Here is a 19,672-nt window from a genome sequence, read left to right on the forward strand (position 1 = left end):
CAAGGCATGAAATTTGACCAAGCTAAATACTTAAGGAGGACCATAAGTCTATTACAAATCTCAAAGGGAATAAGGTTGAAAAATAGACTCAATACTTGCTTCATATATATGTTTATTATAATTTTGCCTAAAAAAGAATTTGGTATGGCAAAAATATCGACATTTTAGCTGTAATTTTTAACCATACATTAGGAACTCCGGCTATAAATCAGTAGCCTTGGCTAATTTTCCTAACAGATACGAATCGAACCTGGTAGAGTTAAGATCCCTCAGCTAGGTTATCTGAGACAACTAGCTCAAAAAAACCTTTGCCAAGCAGTTTGGTTAACCAGGGATTATACTATAAAAAACCTGCTTGACTTACATAGCTTGATTCACCCACGAATTCTATTAATGAGAAATTAGTTGATGGAAAAGGCCAAAAACAACTGGATCAGCAGAGGATGAAGCAGTCAAAAAATTAACAATATATGATCAATATAGAAATATAGAGGCCAAAGATTAGCCAATATAAATTAGTAATTCAATTAATTAAGGAAATAGATAATTTGATGTCAAATTACCCTTATATTCAATCCTTATCAACCGAAACAAGTGGGATAAATTTGGAAGCGGATAAAACTTTAGAATTGACATCCACAATTGTTAATGCAGCATTGGACCGCAAAGGAGATAACATTGTTGTTATTAGAGTATCAGAAGTATCTTATTTGGCAGACTACTTTGTAATTATTACAGGTTATTCTAATGTCCAAGTAAGAGCTATATCTCAGGCGATCGCCGAAAAGGTAGAACTTGAAAGGCAAGTAAATCCATTAGGAGTAGAAGGCCACAGCGAAAGTTCTTGGATATTAATGGATTATGCTGATGTTATAGTTCATATATTGAAGCCCGAAGAAAGAGACTTCTATAACTTGGAAGCATTCTGGGGTCATGCAGAAAGAATAGATATTTCATCTTTGATCAATTAGATTTAAACTGTCCATAACAATAACTTTTTTGCGGGTATAAAAATAGGTGAGGAAAAAATTTATCTATGATTAGACAAATAACATCTAGTTCTCCCGTTCCACCAGAACAACAACCAGTAAATGAATATGAAGAACTCAAAAATTCTTGGTTATTTTGCTGGGTGACATTAGAAAGATTTGATTATTTAAGGAAGCTAGTCTGGGTTTGGGTTTGGAGTTGGTTAGTATCAGGACCTGTAGCCGCGGCCAGTTTTCCACCAGAAAAATCTCTAGTGCAATTTTTACTGAGTGGTTCTGCTGGAGCAAGTTTGATTCTAATTTTGGTATTGTTGCGACTTTATTTGGGTTGGAATTATGTGCGAGCGCGTCTGGCGAATAAGACTGTTTTTTATGAGGAGTCTGGTTGGTATGATGGGCAAACATGGCTAAAAACACCAGAGGAAATTATAAAGGATAGACTAATACTTCAATATCAAGTTCAACCACTTATGCAAAGATTACGCAAAACTTTTTATAGTTTTACCTTAGTAATTTTTATAGGTGGAATTATTTGGTTATGTCTATGAAATCTGCTAAAGCAATTATTAAAAAGTCTGACTAAATTATCGTAGATAATCAAATTAGTAATTTTATTTTTTTACAACCTCAATTTTTGCTGAATAAACTCATACTAATAAGCAGATTAATTGAGAGCTTATTATAGTTAATACTATTGATAATTATATAAATAATAGCTATAGTTTCATAGGTATAAATCTTAACTTGATAAATACTCTCCCAAAATATAATTAAAGCATTGGAACGGATATGATATTGACAACACGTGAATAGTAAAACTATTGTATTGCCCGAATCTTACCTAACCTAATATGTACCTCACCAGTAGGGGTAAGTTCTGTAAATAATTGACTCGTTCAAATACTCCACTTACCCAAAAAAATAAATAAAAATGACCAATAAATAAGGTCTCAAACTTTCTTTTTAATAAGGGAGAAAAAAGAAAAATTTTAATTTTCTGGCTGAGGGTGAAGAAACTGATAACTGATAACTGATAACTGAAATGACCAGGGGAAAAAGAACACAAACTAAACAACTGGAAGTCAGACTACTTAGAGAAGGTATTGTTGAATCAACTCACCAAGTTCAGGCAACAATATGTGACCATAGAGGCAGAATTTTATCTGTGGCGGGAGATGCTGATACAGCTACATTCGTCCGTTCAGCTCTCAAACCATTTCAAGCTTTAACAGTAACTACCACAGGTATTCTAGAACAGTATAATTTAACTGATATAGACTTAGCTGTTATATGTAGCTCTCATCAAGGTACAATCGAGCAAGCAAGACAGGTATTTCATGTGTTATGGCGCTGTGATATTGATTCATCAAGATTACAATGTCCAACTCCACTAGAAAAAAATAGTCCTTTACAACATAATTGTTCTGGTAAGCACGCAGGTATGCTAGCTATTTGTCAACAAAGAAATTGGCCTATGGAATCTTACCTGGAAATGAAGCATCCAGTACAACAATTAATTATTAGCAAAGTTGCTGAATTGCTGGCCATGCCCGCACCAGAATTTATCGGCGCTCGTGATGACTGTGGTGCTCCAACTTATCTCCTACAATTAAGCCAAATGGCAACACTTTACGCCAAACTAGCTTCAGGTAATAGTTTGGATCTAGAAAGAATTGTCCGGGCCATGACCTATCATCCAGAAATGGTGGCGGGAAATGGGCATTTTGATACAGAGTTAATCCGCTTAACTTCAGGAGAACTTGTTAGTAAGTCTGGAGCTGAAGGAGTCCAATGTATTGGCCGGGTAGGTGAGGGTATGGGTTTAGCTATAAAAGTTAATGATGGTGCAAAAAGGGCAAAATATGCAGTAGCTATTCACTTATTAACTCAAATGGGTTGGATATCTCCTAATATTGCTGAAACTCTGGCAGAAAACTATATGTTACTCAGTAATGTTAAGCGTTTAGAAGTAGTGGGAGAAATGTCGATTTAAAATTTCCTTAAGAAGATTCCCAATAGCCAGAAAGTTAGAACTCAGAAAAAAAAGAAGGATTTAAAACGCGGAAATTATTTAAGAGTTTACCAATTGACATCCTATAGTGCTTTTAGGTACAGGGTATTCTTGTAATCCCAAGCTCCCATTTCGTTTTACGTTTCATTGACTGCTACACGCACCCCAACCTACTCCTCAACTCACAAGAGTTGCGAGTTGAGGTGATAGAGGTGAGTTAGATTTGGCCTGGTGGGTCTGTTTTTTTTCTGGGACTGCCCTTGGGGTACTAATTAATTAATATATATCTCTAGAAAAGGTTCTCAAATCCTGACTCTACCATTCTAAAACTAGTCTTTTGGGAGAGGTCTAATATACAAAACAGATATCTTTAAAAAAACAACTAAAAAGTCGTCTGATGGACAGGCAAAGCTTTAAGATCAAGTCAGGTTGAAGTGTCTTGTCCTTAAACAGCAAAACAATACTAGCAATAGTATTTCCTGGGGATAGGATGATGCTATATAGACCCAAGATGCAAGCTGGAAAAAAAAATTTGAAAATATTTGAGAATGGGGTTGCAATTTTTATTGAGTTATGATTATAATAGATGAAGTTGACGCGGGATAGAGCAGTCTGGTAGCTCGTCGGGCTCAAGTTATAGGGAAAGATAAATTAAACCAAGTGTAAATCGAAACCGCTATTGGTTTAGCTTGAATCTTTACCTTGTAAGGGGCGGCATATAAGGAAACTTATATGTGATTACTTGTCAAATTCGGGGAAGCCGTTAGCGGGGTAATCCCGAGCCAAGCTCCAAAGTTAAAAGGAGAAGGTGTAGAGACTGGTTGGCAGGTACTCTAACAGTTCTATTTTAGTTTTATAGAAGCTGAGGGTAAAGGGACAGTCCAGACCACAAACTAATTCTAATATTTTTAGAGTTAAGGCAGTTAAAGCTGTAGTGGTAAGCATAACCCGAAGGTCGGTGGTTCAAATCCGCCTCCCGCCATTAAAATTAAAAGTAAAAAAAAGCTAAGTAGTTAAATATTACTTAGCTTTTTACTATATGGCTGTTTGTCCTTCTATTAAAACCCACATTCCGCACAACAGAATTGTATTATGAGAGGTTACAAGATAATATCTATTTAATTTACGTATAATTACTTATGGTCTTTAGTCACTTCAAGTGAGATCATAAAACTTATGATTGCATCCTTATTGAGCATCAAAAAATGTCTTTAATAGAAGAAATAACAGTTGAAAATCTTGACCCGACAAAGGAATAGTTGCAGGGTTAATTGATGAGATAGAAATAGTGGAACTAATTAATCAAAAATTAGGAGTAGATAATGGAGAAAAAATTGCTACTGGACAAGTAATAAAAGCTTTAATTTTGAATGGGTTAGGGATGGTCTCACGTCCATTATATTTATTTAGTCAATTTTTTGAAGACAAAGCTATAGAAAAATTATTAGGCACAGGTATAAATAGTGAATACTTAAACGATGATAAAATAGGTAGAGTAATGGATGATATCTATCAATTAGGACTAACAAATTTAGGTAGTCCTGTATATGTAGTGATAAAATTATGGTGAAGCGATCGCTTGATTATAATGATGAATGAAATACCAAATAGCACCCAAATTGTTTTCTAATTTTTTAGAAAAAGATCAAGTTTTTCACAACTCAGGGATACATCCTTTGACCCAAAGTATTATTTAACCTTTCCATAATAAGCAGTTAAGCCAGTTTCTAATAATCCGATAATTGCCTACAATGAGGAAAAATCACATCATAAGCTGACCAAAAATCTGTATAACAAATTGCACATTGCCTATATATTCCTGGCCATGAATTCCACAATTGGTTAGCGCCTTTTTCTCCTCTTTCTCCTAAAGAGAAAGCCACAATTTCTTTGGTTTCTATATCAATGGCTAGCCAGAACCATTGCTGATTATTTTTACTCCCAACAAATGACCACATTTAATCACACTCAATAGTCAGTTTTCCCGGTTTTTTTTAGTACATTTAATAAACTGTGAAACTTCTGCAAAGTTCCGATTAAACTAGTTTTGTAGCCATTTTTCAGATACACCTATTACACGAATCATCCCAGCTCAACTAATTTTTTCTAATAATAATTTATCAATCAATTCTTGGGGGGAATTGTTGATGTATACTTTAGAGTTATTGGGGACAAATTGTCTTTGACAGGTTTGACATTGATATTTCTGTTTTTTCTGATGAATTGTCTCATTTTTAACAATATGGCTACTACCACAACTTGGACATTACTTAATCATCATTTGCCTCCCGAACTATATGTTAATGTGCATATTTAGTAAGTGTATGTTAGCACAATTTGTGGTATGATATTTAGAAGAAATTTATTGATAACTTAGTACTTGGTTATATTAAGGGCTCGCCTAGCAAATAAACTTTTAATTTTTAGTAGGCAAAAGCGCAATATTTCTGATATTAATATCTATTACTGACTGCTTATATGAACATATCACTACATATATAGGACTACCTATCGCAGAATTAATCGCCAACACAGAAGGGAAAACTAACTGTAAACATTGGTATACTGATGATTAGGGTGGGTACGAGGGAGTGCTCCATCCTGAAGTCAAGCACATCATTGGGGTAGACCAGACGCAGCATAAGGAGGGAACTAACGGGATTCTCAGACAGCAGATAGGTAGATGGCATCGCCGACAGAATAAATTTGGTAAGGTCTGGGCACACCCGGTGAGATAACAGTGAAGTTAGCGATCGCCTATTTCAATTAGATTTGAGTTCATAGTCGCAAAGAAAATACTGCTGCACAAAGAGCTGAGTTGGCGATCGCTCCTTGGAGTTGGCACGACCATTATACTTATCCCACACTTTACTGATGCACTACCGATATTACTTACACCCTCTAATCATCTTTTGTGTAACAACGCTGATCAAATCTGCTAGCTTCTAAGTAAAATAATTTATAACACTAATCATGAGACTTCTCTTCCAAAAGGTTCTCAAACCTTTATGCTCCATTTCAAAAACTGGTGTTTTTGGAGAGGTCTATAGATAAAAATGAAGCTTTGTAGGAGTTTGTCAAGCAAACTCCCACCATATTTAATTAATTATCAGGAAATACCCAGGTAGGGGCAAAAAAATTGGGGTCTGGAAACCAAACCCGCTTTTCAAATTGATGAACTACATCACTATAACCAAAGCCTTGTAGGAACGTTGCATTCAACGTCCCTACTGTGCTCTGCCGACATGAAAACTGCTGTCAGTAGCGATCGCCCAACTCAAGTTATTCCCAGTCATCTTGAAGAAGACTTCTGCTGTGAGCCGAGAAATTTATTTATGGAGGGAAACACAGTACGCTATATATAGCGTAACTGCGTAAGTCCTGGACTATACAAAATTGAACTGATTTGTATCTAAATCCATACCTTTTAGCCCTCTAACAATAGCAATTAGTTCATTATCACCGTTGTCATTGTTACTATAAATAGCTTTTCCAGTAGGTAATCCAGAAACATTGTTCTCAATAGTATAGTCAGAAATACTACCATATAGTTGAATCCGATCCCCTTGAGCACCATTAAAACCAAGAATCATAGCGTAATCTTCTGTACCATTATCATCATAGTAAACCTGACCAACCTGAGCATGACCTAAGATAAATGAATCAGCACCAGAACCGCCATGCAAAATATCTATCTCACTATTGCCAGGTTGAGTAGCAGTTAAATCGACTCCTATAAGAGTATCTGCACCCTTTCCACCCTTAAGAATATCGTTACCAGTACCACCAGTGAGTACATCGTTACCAAGTTGCCCGTATAATTCGTCATTGCCTGCATCACCGTTCAGTGCGTCGGCATCCTTTCCTCCTTTAAGGGTATCATCATTATCTCCACCATTGAGAGTATCAATACCATTACCACCATTGAGGGTATCATTACCATTGCCTCCGTTCAGTTCGTCGGCATCGTTTCCTCCTTTAAGGATATCATCATTATCTCCACCATTGAGAGTATCAATACCATTACCACCTTCGAGGATATCATGACCACTACCTCCGTTAAGTTGATCGTTACCAGGTTGCCCGTATAATTGGTCATTGCCTGCATCACCGTTCAGTTCGTCGGCATCGTTTCCTCCTTTAAGGATATCATCATTATCTCCACCATTGAGAGTATCAATACCATTACCACCATTGAGGGTATCACTACCGCTACCTCCGTTAAGTTGATCGTTACCAGGTTGCCCGTATAATTGGTCATTGCCTGCATCACCGTTCAGTTGGTCGGCATCTTTTCCTCCTTTAAGGGTATCATCATTATCTCCACCATTGAGAGTATCAATACCATTACCACCTTTGAGGGTATCATTACCACTACCTCCGTTAAGTTGATCGTTACCAGTGGAGCCCATCAGTGAGTCATTGTCCACTTCACCATTGAGAACATCGTCACCAGCTCCACCATTAATAGTGTCCTGGCCGTCGCCTCCAGACACAGTATCATCACCTGCTAAAGCTTTAATGTTGTTAGCAGTAGAATCTCCAGTGAGGTTATCGTCACCAGAAGTAGGAACATTTGGAGTAGGCTCTGGTGTAGGTGCGGGAGTAGGCTCTGGTGTAGGCGCGGGAGTAGGCTCTGGTGTAGGTGCGGGAGTAGGCTCTGGTGTAGGTGCGGGAGTAGGCTCTGGTGTAGGCGCGGGAGTAGGCTCTGGTGTAGGTGCGGGAGTAGGCTCTGGTGTAGGTGCGGGAGTAGGCTCTGGTGTAGGTGCGGGAGTAGGCTCTGGTGTAGGTGCGGGAGTAGGCTCTGGTGTAGGTGCGGGAGTAGGCTCTGGTGTAGGTGCGGGAGTAGGCTCTGGTGTAGGTGCGGGAGTAGGCTCTGGTGTAGGTGCGGGAGTAGGCTCTGGTGTAGGTGCGGGAGTAGGCTCTGGTGTAGGTGCGGGAGTAGGCTCTGGTGTAGGTGCGGGAGTAGGCTCTGGTGTAGGTGCGGGAGTAGGCTCTGGTGTAGGTGCGGGAGTAGGCTCTGGTGTAGGTGCGGGAGTAGGCTCTGGTGTAGGTGCGGGAGTAAGCTCTGGTAATTCGTCACTGACTACATCTAGTTTGACGTTTTCGGAATTAACTTGAACTTGATAAGTTGCTGTATCGCCTGCCTGACCATTCTGATCTAGATCACCAGAGAAGGTGACATCGTAAGTTACATTTGGGTCTACATCTAAACTATAACCACCTGCATCTAGAGTAGTGGTAGTAAAAGTATTAGCACTATTAGTAGTATCAACTGCCGTAACTGTTATCCCTTTTATTCCTTCACCGACTGTATAGAAATCGTCATTATTAACAGCATCAGTATAGGCCACACCTGTAATAAATGGGCCACGATCCCCAGAAAAAGCAAATTTTTGGGTAGTCATGACTGCGTTGTAATTTTCGAATTGTCCCTGTAGCGAAGAGATTCCGACTTCCTTAAAGTTACCACTCATCAGGTTTCTCCGATGACCCGGACTGACGAATAGGTTTTTGTGGTTACCCTCCACAAAAGTGGTTAAGTCTGGCGTACCTGTTGTTCCCCTGTAAGCGATATTTTCCCCAGTAGACCAGGGAGGTGCGAGGACATACCCCGCAGCCTGCATACGTTGGGTGGGGCTGCTACCACCTTCTCCTGTGTGACTAAATACGTTATTATTTAGCATCCATTGACTATGATCTTGAGCAGCACTATGGAGTTCGAAATTAAATACTAGAGGTTGTTTGGCATCGGTGGAAATTGTATTTGAAGGAAGTCCTTGATTTAGGTCTCCATTTAGATATAAATCAGCTTCTCCTTGAGGATTTGCTCGACCTCTGTTTACCAATTCGAGCATATATTGGTCTTGAGCAGTGGGTTGTGTCATGGTTTGTATTTAAATATAAACGATTGTAATTGACAAAGCAGGAATTATTTTCCAATAGACTCGCAGAACTAAATCACATATATAGTAGGGGCTTTTTGGCGTTTGCCCTCTACAGATAGGTTATTATTTATAAGTTTGAGTAGACCCCGATTAATTTAATGTTAGCATTTGAATCAACAAAAAGTCAATGAAAAATTACTTAATTTCAGCTAAATATTCGGAAAATGCCAAAATAGCCGTACCCTAGTCCCTTATTATCTTGGGCTAATTGGAAAATGCTAAAAGAGGCGATCGCTAATCCCTCATCACCTTGCACTCCACTCACCGATGATAAGGGAGAAGGAGGCGATCGCTAGTTCTTCTCTTCTGTACAGAAGCAAATTTATGAGAGTTTGGGTGGTACAAAAGAACAGGACTTACGCAAATTCACCTTAAAAACACCAAATGTAGGGGCTTTCTGGCATTCGCCTTCACTAGATATAGTGCCCGTGCGTAAGTCCTGAGGAATATGATTACGAGGTTTAGAAAAAGTTCGTAGACTGGCAGAAGATGGCATAAAGGGGGGAGTGGTTCTCCGGTGTTAACTTGTAATGATAAGCTTGTATGGGGAACCTGCCCAGTTTATTTCAGTTTGTATTTCGGTTTGGAACCGCGCGGATAGATGTTGGGCGATCCTTCTTCTTTCGTACGTGGGCTTGTAGCTACTAACATATAGTTATAGTAGTTGTCAATGAAGAAATTTGGGTTATGTTTTTTCCGGAAGTTTCCTTAACTCTACAGAAAAGAATTTTAAAACTAGTTTGAGTTTGAAGACCTCAAAAATTATCGTGACAACCAAAACCTTGTACAGACATTCCATGGAACCTACCTACTGTACCCGACTAAAATGAAAAACGCTGTAATTATCGGGATATTTTTCAGGTTCAAGCCCTACTACAGACTAGATTTTTTTGTAGGGGGTTTGGAAACTAAACGCAAACATTCAGCTATCAGCAGTCAGCTCGAACACTTTACCTAGGTCATGCTGGGAAAAAAACACATAAAAGTAACAAAATACTTGCATAAAGCTGATCATCTTTTTTGTGTCCGACCTTTAATTATTCAGGACTTACGCAAATTCACCTTAAAAACACCAAATGTAGGGGCTTTCTGGCATTCCCCCTCACTGGGTGTAGTGCTCGTACGTAAGTCCTGTTATTATTGGAGGCATTTCACCTCCTTCTAGCTAATAGCTGAATGCTTACAACTAAACCCCTAAAATTTAATCTACTAATTCGATAGCCCGCTTAGTCAAAGTTTCAGCAGTAATACCATTAAAAGCCATCACCTCACCAGCACTAGAAGCAGTCTCCCCTCGACGCCAAGCAAAGGTATCCCGCTTAACCTGACTCCGTAACATAATTGGTTCTAACATCAAACTGGCGCCACCAGTCACAGCAATTAAAGCATCACCACCGAATAATTCCTCAAAACCAGCATCATCCAAAAAACCGCCATCAGCTTCAGAACAAGTATTCCAACCTGTATCCTGGGGACGGTACAAGCGCCGGGGATTAATTACTGAAACTATCCGTACCCCAATACCTTTAGTTTCCAAATAGGCAGCAGCTTCAAATACTGGAATTAATGGCAGATCTCCCAGTACTGCAAACACAACAGTCTGACCCCCTTTAACCTCTTGAAGAATAACAGCACCATCCTTTAACCCTTGTCTTGCCTGTTCAAAAGTAGTCCGAATAGGTAAAGGTGACTTACTAGCAGTAATAGTCACACCCTTATTTTTAGTACTCAGCGCCCAGTCATAACAAACTTGAATACTATTAGCATCAGGTGGGAAAAGGGCGAACACATTTCCATTCCGCATCATCGCAGCAAAATAAGCTTCAATTTCCGGGCGTTGGTGAGTCCAACCATTGCGCCCCTGTTCCAATGCTCCAGCAGTAAATAATGTAATTGTCGAAGGAGTCAGGTGACGTAACTCCGCCATTGCTTGAGTAACAGTTTGCCAAATAGGTACCCCGTTAATAGCAAAAGATTCATAAGAACACCAAACTGTCCGGGCTCCCATCAATGCTAAAGCAGCAGCCATTCCAGCACAAGCGTCTTCGCTCAAAGGTTCATAAACCTGACCTCCTGGACCTTGGAAATAAATATCGTCAGGGGTGGGGTGAATAATTTTCAATGCTTGGTTAACATTATTAATACCTGATGCAGCGTTACCATCAGCATTTGTTAGCAAGAAATGAGGGTCTTTTTGACCGACATGAGCTATTAATGCTCCCATGGCAGTTGTGGCAACTTTGGGGTCCCCACCAACTGTATATTCTTCTAAAGGTAGTTGACCTAATTCTGTTAGTGGATACTCAAATTCAGTCACAACAGTCTTAGATGCCGGACCTCCACCAGCACGTTCGCAATTTTTTCGTACTAACTCCCAAGCTGCTACTGATAAGGCACGTTCTTTGAGAGTATTGATAATTTGGGGACTATCGAGGGTGTCTTTAGGATAGAGGTTGTGAGATTTTGAACCTCTGGCGTGAACCCCGGCCCCCTTGAGTTGTTTGATAATAAAAATCGTGAGTTTACCATCAAGAGCAGATTTTGCTGCTTTGTCAACATTTTCTAATACCGCTTTGGTAAATTCTAGGCGTTTTTCTAAAGAGAAGGCACTACTGTCAATATAGTCTCCTGGTTGGTTTTGGTCGTCGAAGTCCTTAGCATCTACCAGTATGACTTCTGCAAAACCGTTGCCTTTCCAGTAGCTAATCATTTCTGCATTACTTTTTGTGGAAACCATGCTGTGGTGTTCTTGACTATAACCGTTCCATACTAATACTGGTAAAAAGTTGGTAACATTAGGATAGGCAGTGTTAAAGTGCATCATACTGCTGACTGGATATGGTTCTCCCATACCACCGTCCCCTAAGGTGAAAGGAAATAGGGTGTTTTGATGTAATAATGCTGCTGCCATGGCGAAATGTTGACCTTGTCCCAGTGGCCCGGCAGGGTTGAGTAAACCAGGAATATAGCCAGATAGGTGTCCGAGGAGTCCGTGCATTTCCCGGAAGCGATCGCGCATTTGTTGGACACTGAAGATTTTCATATCTTCTAGGGAGCGGTCAAGAAATACAGCGCTATAAAATCCGGGGGCGTGGTGTCCGACCTCTGTGAGAATATTTTTGTAGCCTAACATTACTAGGGCTGCATAAGCTTCGGCTTGACTGGCAAAACCGCCTGGGTGTCCTGATGCTTTGCTGCCTGTTACTTGTAACATTAAATAACGCAGAGCATCAGCGTAGAGGAGGGTTTGATATATGCCAGTAGGGTCACTTGGTGAAGCGATCGCTTTACTTCCTTCTGCTATTGCTGGTGTTTTACCGTAGGTTTCAAAATCAGGCCAAGCTTTTCCAAAATATTGGATACCTTCACAAAAATCCGGGACTGTTGTTGGTTTTGGAGTTGTTGTAGTCATAGCAATTTTCCTGTATTTTGCTCTTTTTATCTCAATTTAACATCTACGGGGATCGATTTTAATTTCTTTTGACTAATTATTTGATGTAGTAATAATACTAATTCACTTTTAATATGTCACAAATAAATAGTTTGCAACTTTAAATTTCAAATGATTTCCTGAAAGTAGTGTATAATTAAGTGTTTGAGCAGATATAACCCCTACAGGTATCTTTTCGGTCCAAGGTTATACTAAGTAGCAATATAGCTGCCGCCACCATCCTCCGCCAAAGCAAATTATTTAACTAAGAGGTTGGTCAATGCCATATTCTGGTAGTTTAGCAGATAAAGAATGGGTTCTGATTGAACCATTGTTGCCAAAAAAAAAGAAAACTTGCCCCATACATAGGGAGTAAAAGATAAATATTGGACGGTATACTTTCTTAACTGAAAAACGGTTGTTATTGGTCTAATAGAATAAAGATTTAAGTCCTTACTCCATCGTATTTTGGCATTATAAACAGTGGCGAGAATCAGGAATAATAGAACAGACTAGAGATGTATTACACTCTCAAGTACATCAACATGTAGAAAAAACGCTCCGGGACAACTCTAATAAATTAATTCCCAGATAGTAAAAAAATACCTGTAATGTTAGTGTCAAGTTCAAGGGATTCAGTTTCAAGTAGACTACTAATGGAATTTATAAGGCACTTAGCAGAAAATATCTGGGCTTTCCTTTTTTTGCTTCGTAGCACATGCATCGTCAAAAACTGATAATATGGATTAATTGAAATGTTGTCAGACAACATTGACTACTTTAAGTCCAAACCTGTAAAAATTCGTAAAATCACTATTTTACTTGATAATTGATACTACCTCGAAAAAATTATACAGTAGTTAAAGACAGTTTATCCAGCAATTATGACCAAGATCAGGTTTCAACTTTCCGCTCAACCATCAAAAGTTGAGAAAGAAAAACAAGGAAACACGATATTTGTTACAATTCAAGCTAGATGGGTCATAGAAAGAACTAACTCTTGGATGGAAAGATATAAAAGCTTGACTAAAAAAATTGATGCGAACCCTAGAAAATACCACCGCCAAGATTAATCTTTGTTTTATCCAAACTAATGCTCAAAAAATTGGCGTTAGCGGAGGATGGTGGCAACAGCTATATCGCCTAATTCTCTAGAGAAACCTGTAGGGGTTCTATAAAATCTAGCTTTTAACTTTTAACTTTTGAGTTTTGACTTTCGTGAAACGGTTAAGTCTGGGTAATATTGGTAAAGTTGTAGACAATCAAATAAAAATTAATACTTATAATAATTAGTATAAGTAAAAAATCACTCAATTAAGAATATGACAATGAGGCAACTGCCAGGTCCAAAAGCTCCTACTGTGATTAAACTGCTCCAGTTGGTTGCTTAACCATTGACATTTATACAAAAATGTGCATAGCAATATAGCGACATATTTGAAGTAAAATTGGATTACCTAACAGTATTTATCAAGCATCCAAAGGCCATTGAATAAATTTTCCAGGCTAACCCAAAACAGCTCGACTATGGTGTAGAAAATCAATTGTTGCTAGCATTGCTAGGAGAGCGATCGCTCTCGTTGCTAGACATTACTCCAAAACTTAAGGTTAACTATTGATGCCATCTTTTCATGGGGAAAGGATGCAAGCTTGTAGGTAGAACAAATCGCACTTTTTTATCCTTATTAAACCATTTTTCTGCCATTCCCCCTACTATTCTCAAACGGTCTGTATTTTGGATAAATAAGGCAACTAATAGTTCTTTTATTCTTTTTCTTTTTGTTTACTTGATTCTTATTATTGTACAAATAAAAACCCTTAAATGATTATCTGAAAATTATTTAAGGCTTGAGGGTCAACAAAATTAACTCTGGTATAAAATGTTCTTCAAGATCTGCCCAGTGTGAGCTATAATTAAATTATATTGTGGTTTATATGTTTGAGGATAATGCTTCAATTATGGAAATGTAAATGGTATAATATTACTTATATTCACAAATAATTATAGATAGTACCTATACTTTGCATAAAACAAAAAATACTTGTGGAGAGATGTACTAAAAAAAATATGAAACTTAATCAAGATTCATTGCTAAGGAGAGCTTTGAAGCCTACTTTTTACAAAAAGTATTGGCTCAATTTGGCAGAGTATGCTAGTGTAGCCTTCTCTGTATTTGGTGCTTTTGGAGTAGCAGCTTCGGGGCAAGCATTTTATGCAGTTGCCCCTATAACATTAGCCTTATCTCTGAATATGGCTAACAGATACAGACTTGAACAGCAAATGCAATTATCTCAAATCTCTGAGATAGAAAAAATTCAAAGCTCAGTAGAAAGGTTAGAAAACAATGCTGTAAAGGTAATAGTTAAACTTCGTCAACAGCTTTCTATCGAAATTGAATCAGTTCGTGAACAATTTTCTACTGAATTAACACAAGCTGTAAATTCAGAAATACAACAGCAACTAACTGCACTAGAATACTCAGTTTCTTCTGTACAAAAAAGTTTAGCATCTGTGGATCAAAAATCTCTGAGTAAATCTGATTGGGAAATAGTAAATGGACGTATTTTGGTGATTGAAGAAGCGATGGCCAATCTACAAAGGGATACGGAAATATTGGTTAAAGAAGCATCTGTAGATATATCCCAGCTTCACACCAAAATTGACGATCTGGAAACACAGAATACACAGGTAATAAAACCTCACTTGAAACGCCTAATTATACTTATCAGGCAGTTACAACAAAAAAATTATTCTAGCCCATCATCTCATCATCATTCTATAATTTCAAAACAACCCATTAGAGAACATACTGGGGAATCAGTAAAACAATCTGAAGGTATATTTTAAATATATAATAATTTAATATAAAATTTCCGGCTGGAAAAATAATAACAGTTTATAGCTTATAGATATTAAATAAACTTGACCAGAAAACAAGGTTAATTTTTTCCCTTTCCAGGGTATAAAAAAAATAAAATTTAGTATTTCAACCCTCCTTTTTCCAAAAGGTAATTTTTCGCGACGGGATGTGAAAAACCCAGTTTCCCCTCTGGAAGCTAACTGATAACTCAAATCCAATCTGAAGGTAGGTTTTAAGTATATTATGATTGCATTTAAAATTTGCTTTATAAAAAATAGTAATAGCTAATAAATATCAAATAAACTTGACCAGGAAAGAAACTAAATAATCTTCTATTTAAAGGTAATAAAAAAAATAAAATTCAGTATTTAAATACTCCCTATTCCAGGAGTTACTTTTTGACTGTGGGATATAACCCAGTTATTACTCATAAGGCTTATAATATTTATTAAAACAATTTAAACTTGACTATTGAGTAGTAGATTAAGGTCGGGACTTGGCATGCAAGATCCATAAAATATAAGAATAATTAAGATTGAATTATCTTAATTGTGCGAAAAAGTAATTCACTTTGTGTTAATTATTTAATAACTAATAACTGAAGTGACAAACTAATATGAAAATTATTACAGTTTTAACTAAATGATTGAACAGTTTACCCTAATATTTGATGTTGATGGCACAATAGCCGATACAGAAAGAGATGGCCATAGAGTAGCTTTTAATCAAGCTTTTGCTGAAGCAGGTTTAGATTGGGAATGGTCAGTTTCCTTATATGGAGAATTACTGGCGATCTCTGGTGGCAAAGAACGAATTAACTTTTATATTAGTCAGTATAAACCAAAGCTTAAATCGTCAATTCCACTGCTAGAATTGATTTCTAATCTACACTCAAGTAAAACAAATTATTACCGAAAATTATTAAGTACAGGTGCTATACCATTACGGCCAGGAATAAAAAGATTATTAACAGAGGCACGAAATAATAAAATGCGTTTAGCGATCGCTACTACTAGTACTATTACAAATGTGACAGCATTATTAGAGAATACCTTGGGAAAAGAAAGTATTTCTTGGTTTGAAATAATTGCGGCAGGGGATATAGTTCCGGCTAAGAAACCTGCACCAGATATTTACTATTATGTATTAGAAAAAATGAATATTCAAAGCAATAATTGTATAGTATTTGAAGATTCACACCATGGTTTACAAGCTGCTTTGCAAACAGGATTAAAAACAATTGTAACTGTTAATAATTATACTATTAATCAAAATTTTACTGGCGCAACTCTAGTATTAAATCATTTAGGAGAACCAGAAAAACCATTTACTATTTTGGCTGGAAATGCTCTAGGTAGAAATTATTGCGATCTAAAGTTAATAGAGCTTCTCCAAGATTGAAAAAATGTTTTATCTAAATGGTTTTGTTCCTAATAATTTTTACAAAATACAGCTGTACATAATCTGCTCTGTATCTGCTATAAATATAAATAGCTGGGAATAGATGCTTATATCAACTAGGAAACTTTTGTCACATAATCAGTAAAAAAACATGAGATAAGAGAGAATAAAATTATATAATTAATTTTGTTAACCACTTCAAAATGTCCCCTTGAATAAATAGTTATAATTAAAGTTTCTATTGGGGTAATCTCTCTATCTGTATTGTTGATCAAGCTCTACTACAAACGGTATACTTATTTCTCTAAACATGATATAATTTAGTACTATATATTGTAGTTAAGCTACAATATTTTTAGACAAAAAAATGATGAGGATATCAAGATAATCAGTCTATGAGCCCTAATACAACAGTTACAAAAAAAACATTACTAATTGGTAAGGGATTACCCCCTTTTGAATCTATAAAACCAGAAGATGTAGTACCCGCAATAACAGAATTACTGACAGAATTAGAAAAAGAACTAATCAACTTAGAATTAATAGTTAAACCAACTTGGAATGACCTAGTAGAACCTCTACAAAAATTAGAAGATCGTTTAACCTGGAGTTGGGGAATAGTAGGACATTTAATGGGAGTTAAAAATAATCCTGAACTACGAAAAGCTTATGATCAAGTACAACCCAAAATAGTAGAGTTTATTAATAAACTAAATCAAAGTAAACCTCTTTATCAAACCTTTAAAAATTTAAGTAATAGTGATAGCTGGCAAAACCTAGATTCAGGACAAAAACGTATAGTTGAAGCTGCCATCAAAGATGCAGAACTTTCAGGAGTAGGTTTAAAAGGAGAAAAACGAGAACACTTCAATGCTATTGAACTAGAACTAGCAGAACTTTCTACTAAATTTTCTAATAATGTTCTTGATGCTACCAAAGCTTTTAGCCTAATTTTAACTGAAAAAGAAGAAGTAGACGGTTTACCACCCAGTTTGTTAAGTCTAGCTGCTCAAGCTGCCAGAGATAATGGATCCGAGAATGCTACACCAGAAAACGGACCTTGGCGGATAACCCTCGACTCTCCCAGTTTTTTACCCTTCATGCAACACTGCAAAAGACGGCAGTTGCGAGAACAACTTTATAAAGCCTTTATTAGTCGTGCTTCTAGTGAGAAGTTAAACAACTATCCTTTAATTGAACGTATTCTGGAGCTACGTCAGCAAAAAACAGAAATTTTGGGCTTTAATAGTTATGCAGAATTGAGTCTTGCCAGTAAAATGGCTCCTAGTGTGGAAGCAGTAGAAAAGTTATTAGAAGAATTACGCAGTGTTAGTTATGATGCTGCAGTTAAAGACTTAGAAGAACTAAAACAGTTTGCTGCCAGCCAAAATGCACCAGAGGCCAAGGAGTTTAAACCCTGGGATATGAGCTTTTGGTCAGAAAGACTGCGAGAAGAAAAATTTTCCTTTACTACAGAAGAGTTGCGACCATATTTCCCCCTGCCACAGGTTCTTGATGGGTTATTTAGTTTAGTCAAGCGTATATTTGGCATTAATATTACTGCCGCAGATGGGGAAGCTCCAGTATGGCATGAAGATGTGCGCTATTTTAAAATTAGTGATGAAACAAACAGACCCATTGCCTATTTTTACCTTGATGCTTATAGTCGTCCTGCTGAAAAACGAGGTGGTGCATGGATGGATGACTGTATAAATCGTGCTAAAATTGTAGAGAATGGTCAAACTACTTTGCGTTTACCTGTAGCTTATTTACAATGTAATCAAACACCGCCTGTAGATGGTAAACCTAGTTTGATGAATTTTAGTGAGGTAGAAACTCTGTTCCATGAATTTGGACATGGTTTACAACATATGCTGACAACAGTTGACTATGGAGGTGCTTCAGGTATTAATAACGTAGAGTGGGATGCGGTAGAGTTACCTAGTCAGTTTATGGAAAATTGGTGTTATGACCGCTCCACTTTATTCGGAATGGCGAAACATTATGAAACAGGGGAGGTTTTGCCAGAACATTATTATCAGAAACTTTTGGCTGCTAGAAATTATATGAGCGGTAGTGCGATGTTGCGCCAGTTGCATTTTGCTTTAGTTGATATTGAGCTCCATCACCGTTATCGACCAGCTGGGGAAGAAACAGTGCTAGATGTGCGTAAGCGTGTTGCTGAAACTACTACTGTTTTGGAACTATTGCCAGAAGACTCATTTTTATGTGCATTTGGGCATATTTTTGCTGGTGGTTATGCTGCCGGTTATTATAGTTATAAGTGGGCGGAGGTATTGAGTGCTGATGCTTTTGCCGCTTTTGAAGAGGCTGGTTTGGAAAATGAACAGGCGATCGCTACTTGTGGTCAGCAGTTTAGGGATACAGTTTTAGCTTTGGGCGGGAGTCTGCATCCGATGGAGGTATTTAAAACTTTCCGAGGTCGAGAACCTAGTACTGAACCTTTGTTAAGGCATAGTGGTTTGGTAGCTACAGCTTAAATTATAGAGCTTAAGAGCAAGTTTAGAACACACTCCTAAGAACAAAAACCTTTATAGAGATTTTCAATAGAACGTCTCTACTATAGTTTACTTCAGTGAAAACTGCTATAATTTAAAATTTATAGGGTGTGTGACGGCATCTTTTGTTAGATGTTGGTTTTTTTAGCTGTCTTTAACGTCACACACCATTAAAATCATTATGTGTCAGGGTTTTTCAATTAAGTTAACTATAAAACCTTTATTGCTTTAGGGAGACCTTAAACTTTTTGTTTGTAGTAGGGTCTTAGTCCTCGAAATATCTATCTTAGGGTTAAAACTTTATTTGAGCAGAGCAAGTGCAGCAGCTATATCGCCACAGAGTAGTCGCGATCAATTAATAATTTTATAGTTATTCTATTGTAACAATATTTTGGGAAATTGGTATAACAGACAAAAAGAGACTGAATTTTTTCGTGTAAGGTGAACCATAGTTTGGAGGTAATTTATATTTAAAAGACATATTATTGGTTCCAAGCGATCGCTCCTTCAATG

The 19,672-nt window shown here is 37.4% G+C and carries 11 protein-coding genes and 2 pseudogenes; 9 read left to right on the plus strand and 4 right to left on the minus strand.

Going from position 1 to position 19,672, the window contains the following annotated elements; all coding sequences use genetic code 11:
* Window positions 1-551 precede the first annotated feature (551 nt).
* The 4 genes and pseudogenes from rsfS to TERY_RS22425 all read left to right on the plus strand — a co-directional run.
* A complete protein-coding gene (rsfS, locus tag TERY_RS22410) occupies window positions 552-971 on the plus strand; it encodes a ribosome silencing factor (protein WP_011613927.1) in 420 nt (139 codons plus the stop codon).
* Between the two features lie 65 nt (window positions 972-1,036).
* Window positions 1,037-1,537 carry a CGLD27 family protein gene (locus TERY_RS22415; protein ID WP_011613928.1) on the plus strand — a complete coding sequence of 167 codons (501 nt, stop codon included), beginning with the start codon at window positions 1,037-1,039 and terminating at the stop codon, window positions 1,535-1,537.
* A gap of 494 nt (window positions 1,538-2,031) precedes the next feature.
* Entirely contained in the window at window positions 2,032-2,982 is a 951-nt protein-coding gene (locus TERY_RS22420; protein WP_011613929.1) for an asparaginase, read from the plus strand.
* Between the two features lie 1,223 nt (window positions 2,983-4,205).
* A pseudogene (locus tag TERY_RS22425) lies at window positions 4,206-4,534 on the plus strand (DUF4277 domain-containing protein); the annotation flags it as partial.
* A 27-nt stretch (window positions 4,535-4,561) separates the two neighbouring features.
* Here the strand turns inward: TERY_RS22425 and TERY_RS31430 are convergent.
* Window positions 4,562-5,242 (minus strand): annotated as a pseudogene (locus TERY_RS31430) (IS1 family transposase).
* A 349-nt stretch (window positions 5,243-5,591) separates the two neighbouring features.
* Here TERY_RS31430 and TERY_RS33920 point away from each other — a divergent pair.
* Window positions 5,592-5,738, plus strand: coding sequence for a hypothetical protein (locus TERY_RS33920; RefSeq protein WP_155994582.1), 147 nt, complete (start codon window positions 5,592-5,594; stop codon window positions 5,736-5,738).
* A gap of 648 nt (window positions 5,739-6,386) precedes the next feature.
* Here TERY_RS33920 and TERY_RS33925 read toward each other — a convergent pair.
* The 3 genes from TERY_RS33925 to TERY_RS22440 all read right to left on the minus strand — a co-directional run bounded on the left by TERY_RS33925 (window position 6,387) and on the right by TERY_RS22440 (window position 12,360).
* Window positions 6,387-8,888 (minus strand): CAP domain-containing protein, encoded by a 2,502-nt coding sequence (locus TERY_RS33925; RefSeq protein WP_011613932.1) that lies wholly within the window; start codon window positions 8,886-8,888, stop codon window positions 6,387-6,389.
* A gap of 382 nt (window positions 8,889-9,270) precedes the next feature.
* The gene (locus TERY_RS33930; protein WP_155994583.1) at window positions 9,271-9,444 is read right to left on the minus strand and encodes a hypothetical protein; all 174 of its coding nucleotides are present in this window, start codon (window positions 9,442-9,444) and stop codon (window positions 9,271-9,273) included.
* A 705-nt stretch (window positions 9,445-10,149) separates the two neighbouring features.
* Window positions 10,150-12,360: a transketolase gene (locus tag TERY_RS22440; RefSeq protein WP_011613933.1), complete on the minus strand. Its 2,211-nt coding sequence runs from the start codon at window positions 12,358-12,360 to the stop codon at window positions 10,150-10,152.
* Between the two features lie 902 nt (window positions 12,361-13,262).
* Here TERY_RS22440 and TERY_RS37715 point away from each other — a divergent pair.
* The 4 genes from TERY_RS37715 to TERY_RS22465 all read left to right on the plus strand — a co-directional run bounded on the left by TERY_RS37715 (window position 13,263) and on the right by TERY_RS22465 (window position 19,141).
* A complete protein-coding gene (locus TERY_RS37715; protein ID WP_370496129.1) occupies window positions 13,263-13,451 on the plus strand; it encodes a hypothetical protein in 189 nt (62 codons plus the stop codon).
* Window positions 13,452-14,446: 995 nt separating this feature from the next.
* On the plus strand, window positions 14,447-15,226 hold the full coding sequence (locus tag TERY_RS22450) for a hypothetical protein (RefSeq protein ID WP_011613934.1): 780 nt from the start codon (window positions 14,447-14,449) through the stop codon (window positions 15,224-15,226).
* Between the two features lie 655 nt (window positions 15,227-15,881).
* Complete coding sequence (locus TERY_RS22460; RefSeq protein ID WP_011613935.1) at window positions 15,882-16,640, plus strand: HAD-IA family hydrolase; 759 nt, start codon at window positions 15,882-15,884, stop codon at window positions 16,638-16,640.
* A 395-nt stretch (window positions 16,641-17,035) separates the two neighbouring features.
* On the plus strand, window positions 17,036-19,141 hold the full coding sequence (locus TERY_RS22465; RefSeq protein ID WP_011613936.1) for a M3 family metallopeptidase: 2,106 nt from the start codon (window positions 17,036-17,038) through the stop codon (window positions 19,139-19,141).
* Window positions 19,142-19,672 lie beyond the last annotated feature (531 nt).

The organism is Trichodesmium erythraeum IMS101, from assembly GCF_000014265.1.
GTDB classification, from domain to species: Bacteria; Cyanobacteriota; Cyanobacteriia; order Cyanobacteriales; family Microcoleaceae; genus Trichodesmium; species Trichodesmium erythraeum.

Excerpts from the sequence above, each read along its gene's own strand:
- rsfS (WP_011613927.1), top strand. The coding sequence starts at position 552 with ATGTCAAATTACCCTTATATTCAATCCTTATCAACCGAAACAAGTGGG.
- TERY_RS22415 (WP_011613928.1), top strand. The coding sequence starts at position 1,037 with ATGATTAGACAAATAACATCTAGTTCTCCCGTTCCACCAGAACAACAA.
- TERY_RS22420 (WP_011613929.1), top strand. The coding sequence starts at position 2,032 with ATGACCAGGGGAAAAAGAACACAAACTAAACAACTGGAAGTCAGACTA.
- TERY_RS33925 (WP_011613932.1), bottom strand. The coding sequence starts at position 8,888 with ATGACACAACCCACTGCTCAAGACCAATATATGCTCGAATTGGTAAAC.
- TERY_RS33930 (WP_155994583.1), bottom strand. The coding sequence starts at position 9,444 with ATGCCATCTTCTGCCAGTCTACGAACTTTTTCTAAACCTCGTAATCAT.
- TERY_RS22440 (WP_011613933.1), bottom strand. The coding sequence starts at position 12,360 with ATGACTACAACAACTCCAAAACCAACAACAGTCCCGGATTTTTGTGAA.
- TERY_RS37715 (WP_370496129.1), top strand. The coding sequence starts at position 13,263 with ATGACCAAGATCAGGTTTCAACTTTCCGCTCAACCATCAAAAGTTGAG.
- TERY_RS22450 (WP_011613934.1), top strand. The coding sequence starts at position 14,447 with ATGAAACTTAATCAAGATTCATTGCTAAGGAGAGCTTTGAAGCCTACT.
- TERY_RS22460 (WP_011613935.1), top strand. The coding sequence starts at position 15,882 with ATGATTGAACAGTTTACCCTAATATTTGATGTTGATGGCACAATAGCC.
- TERY_RS22465 (WP_011613936.1), top strand. The coding sequence starts at position 17,036 with ATGAGCCCTAATACAACAGTTACAAAAAAAACATTACTAATTGGTAAG.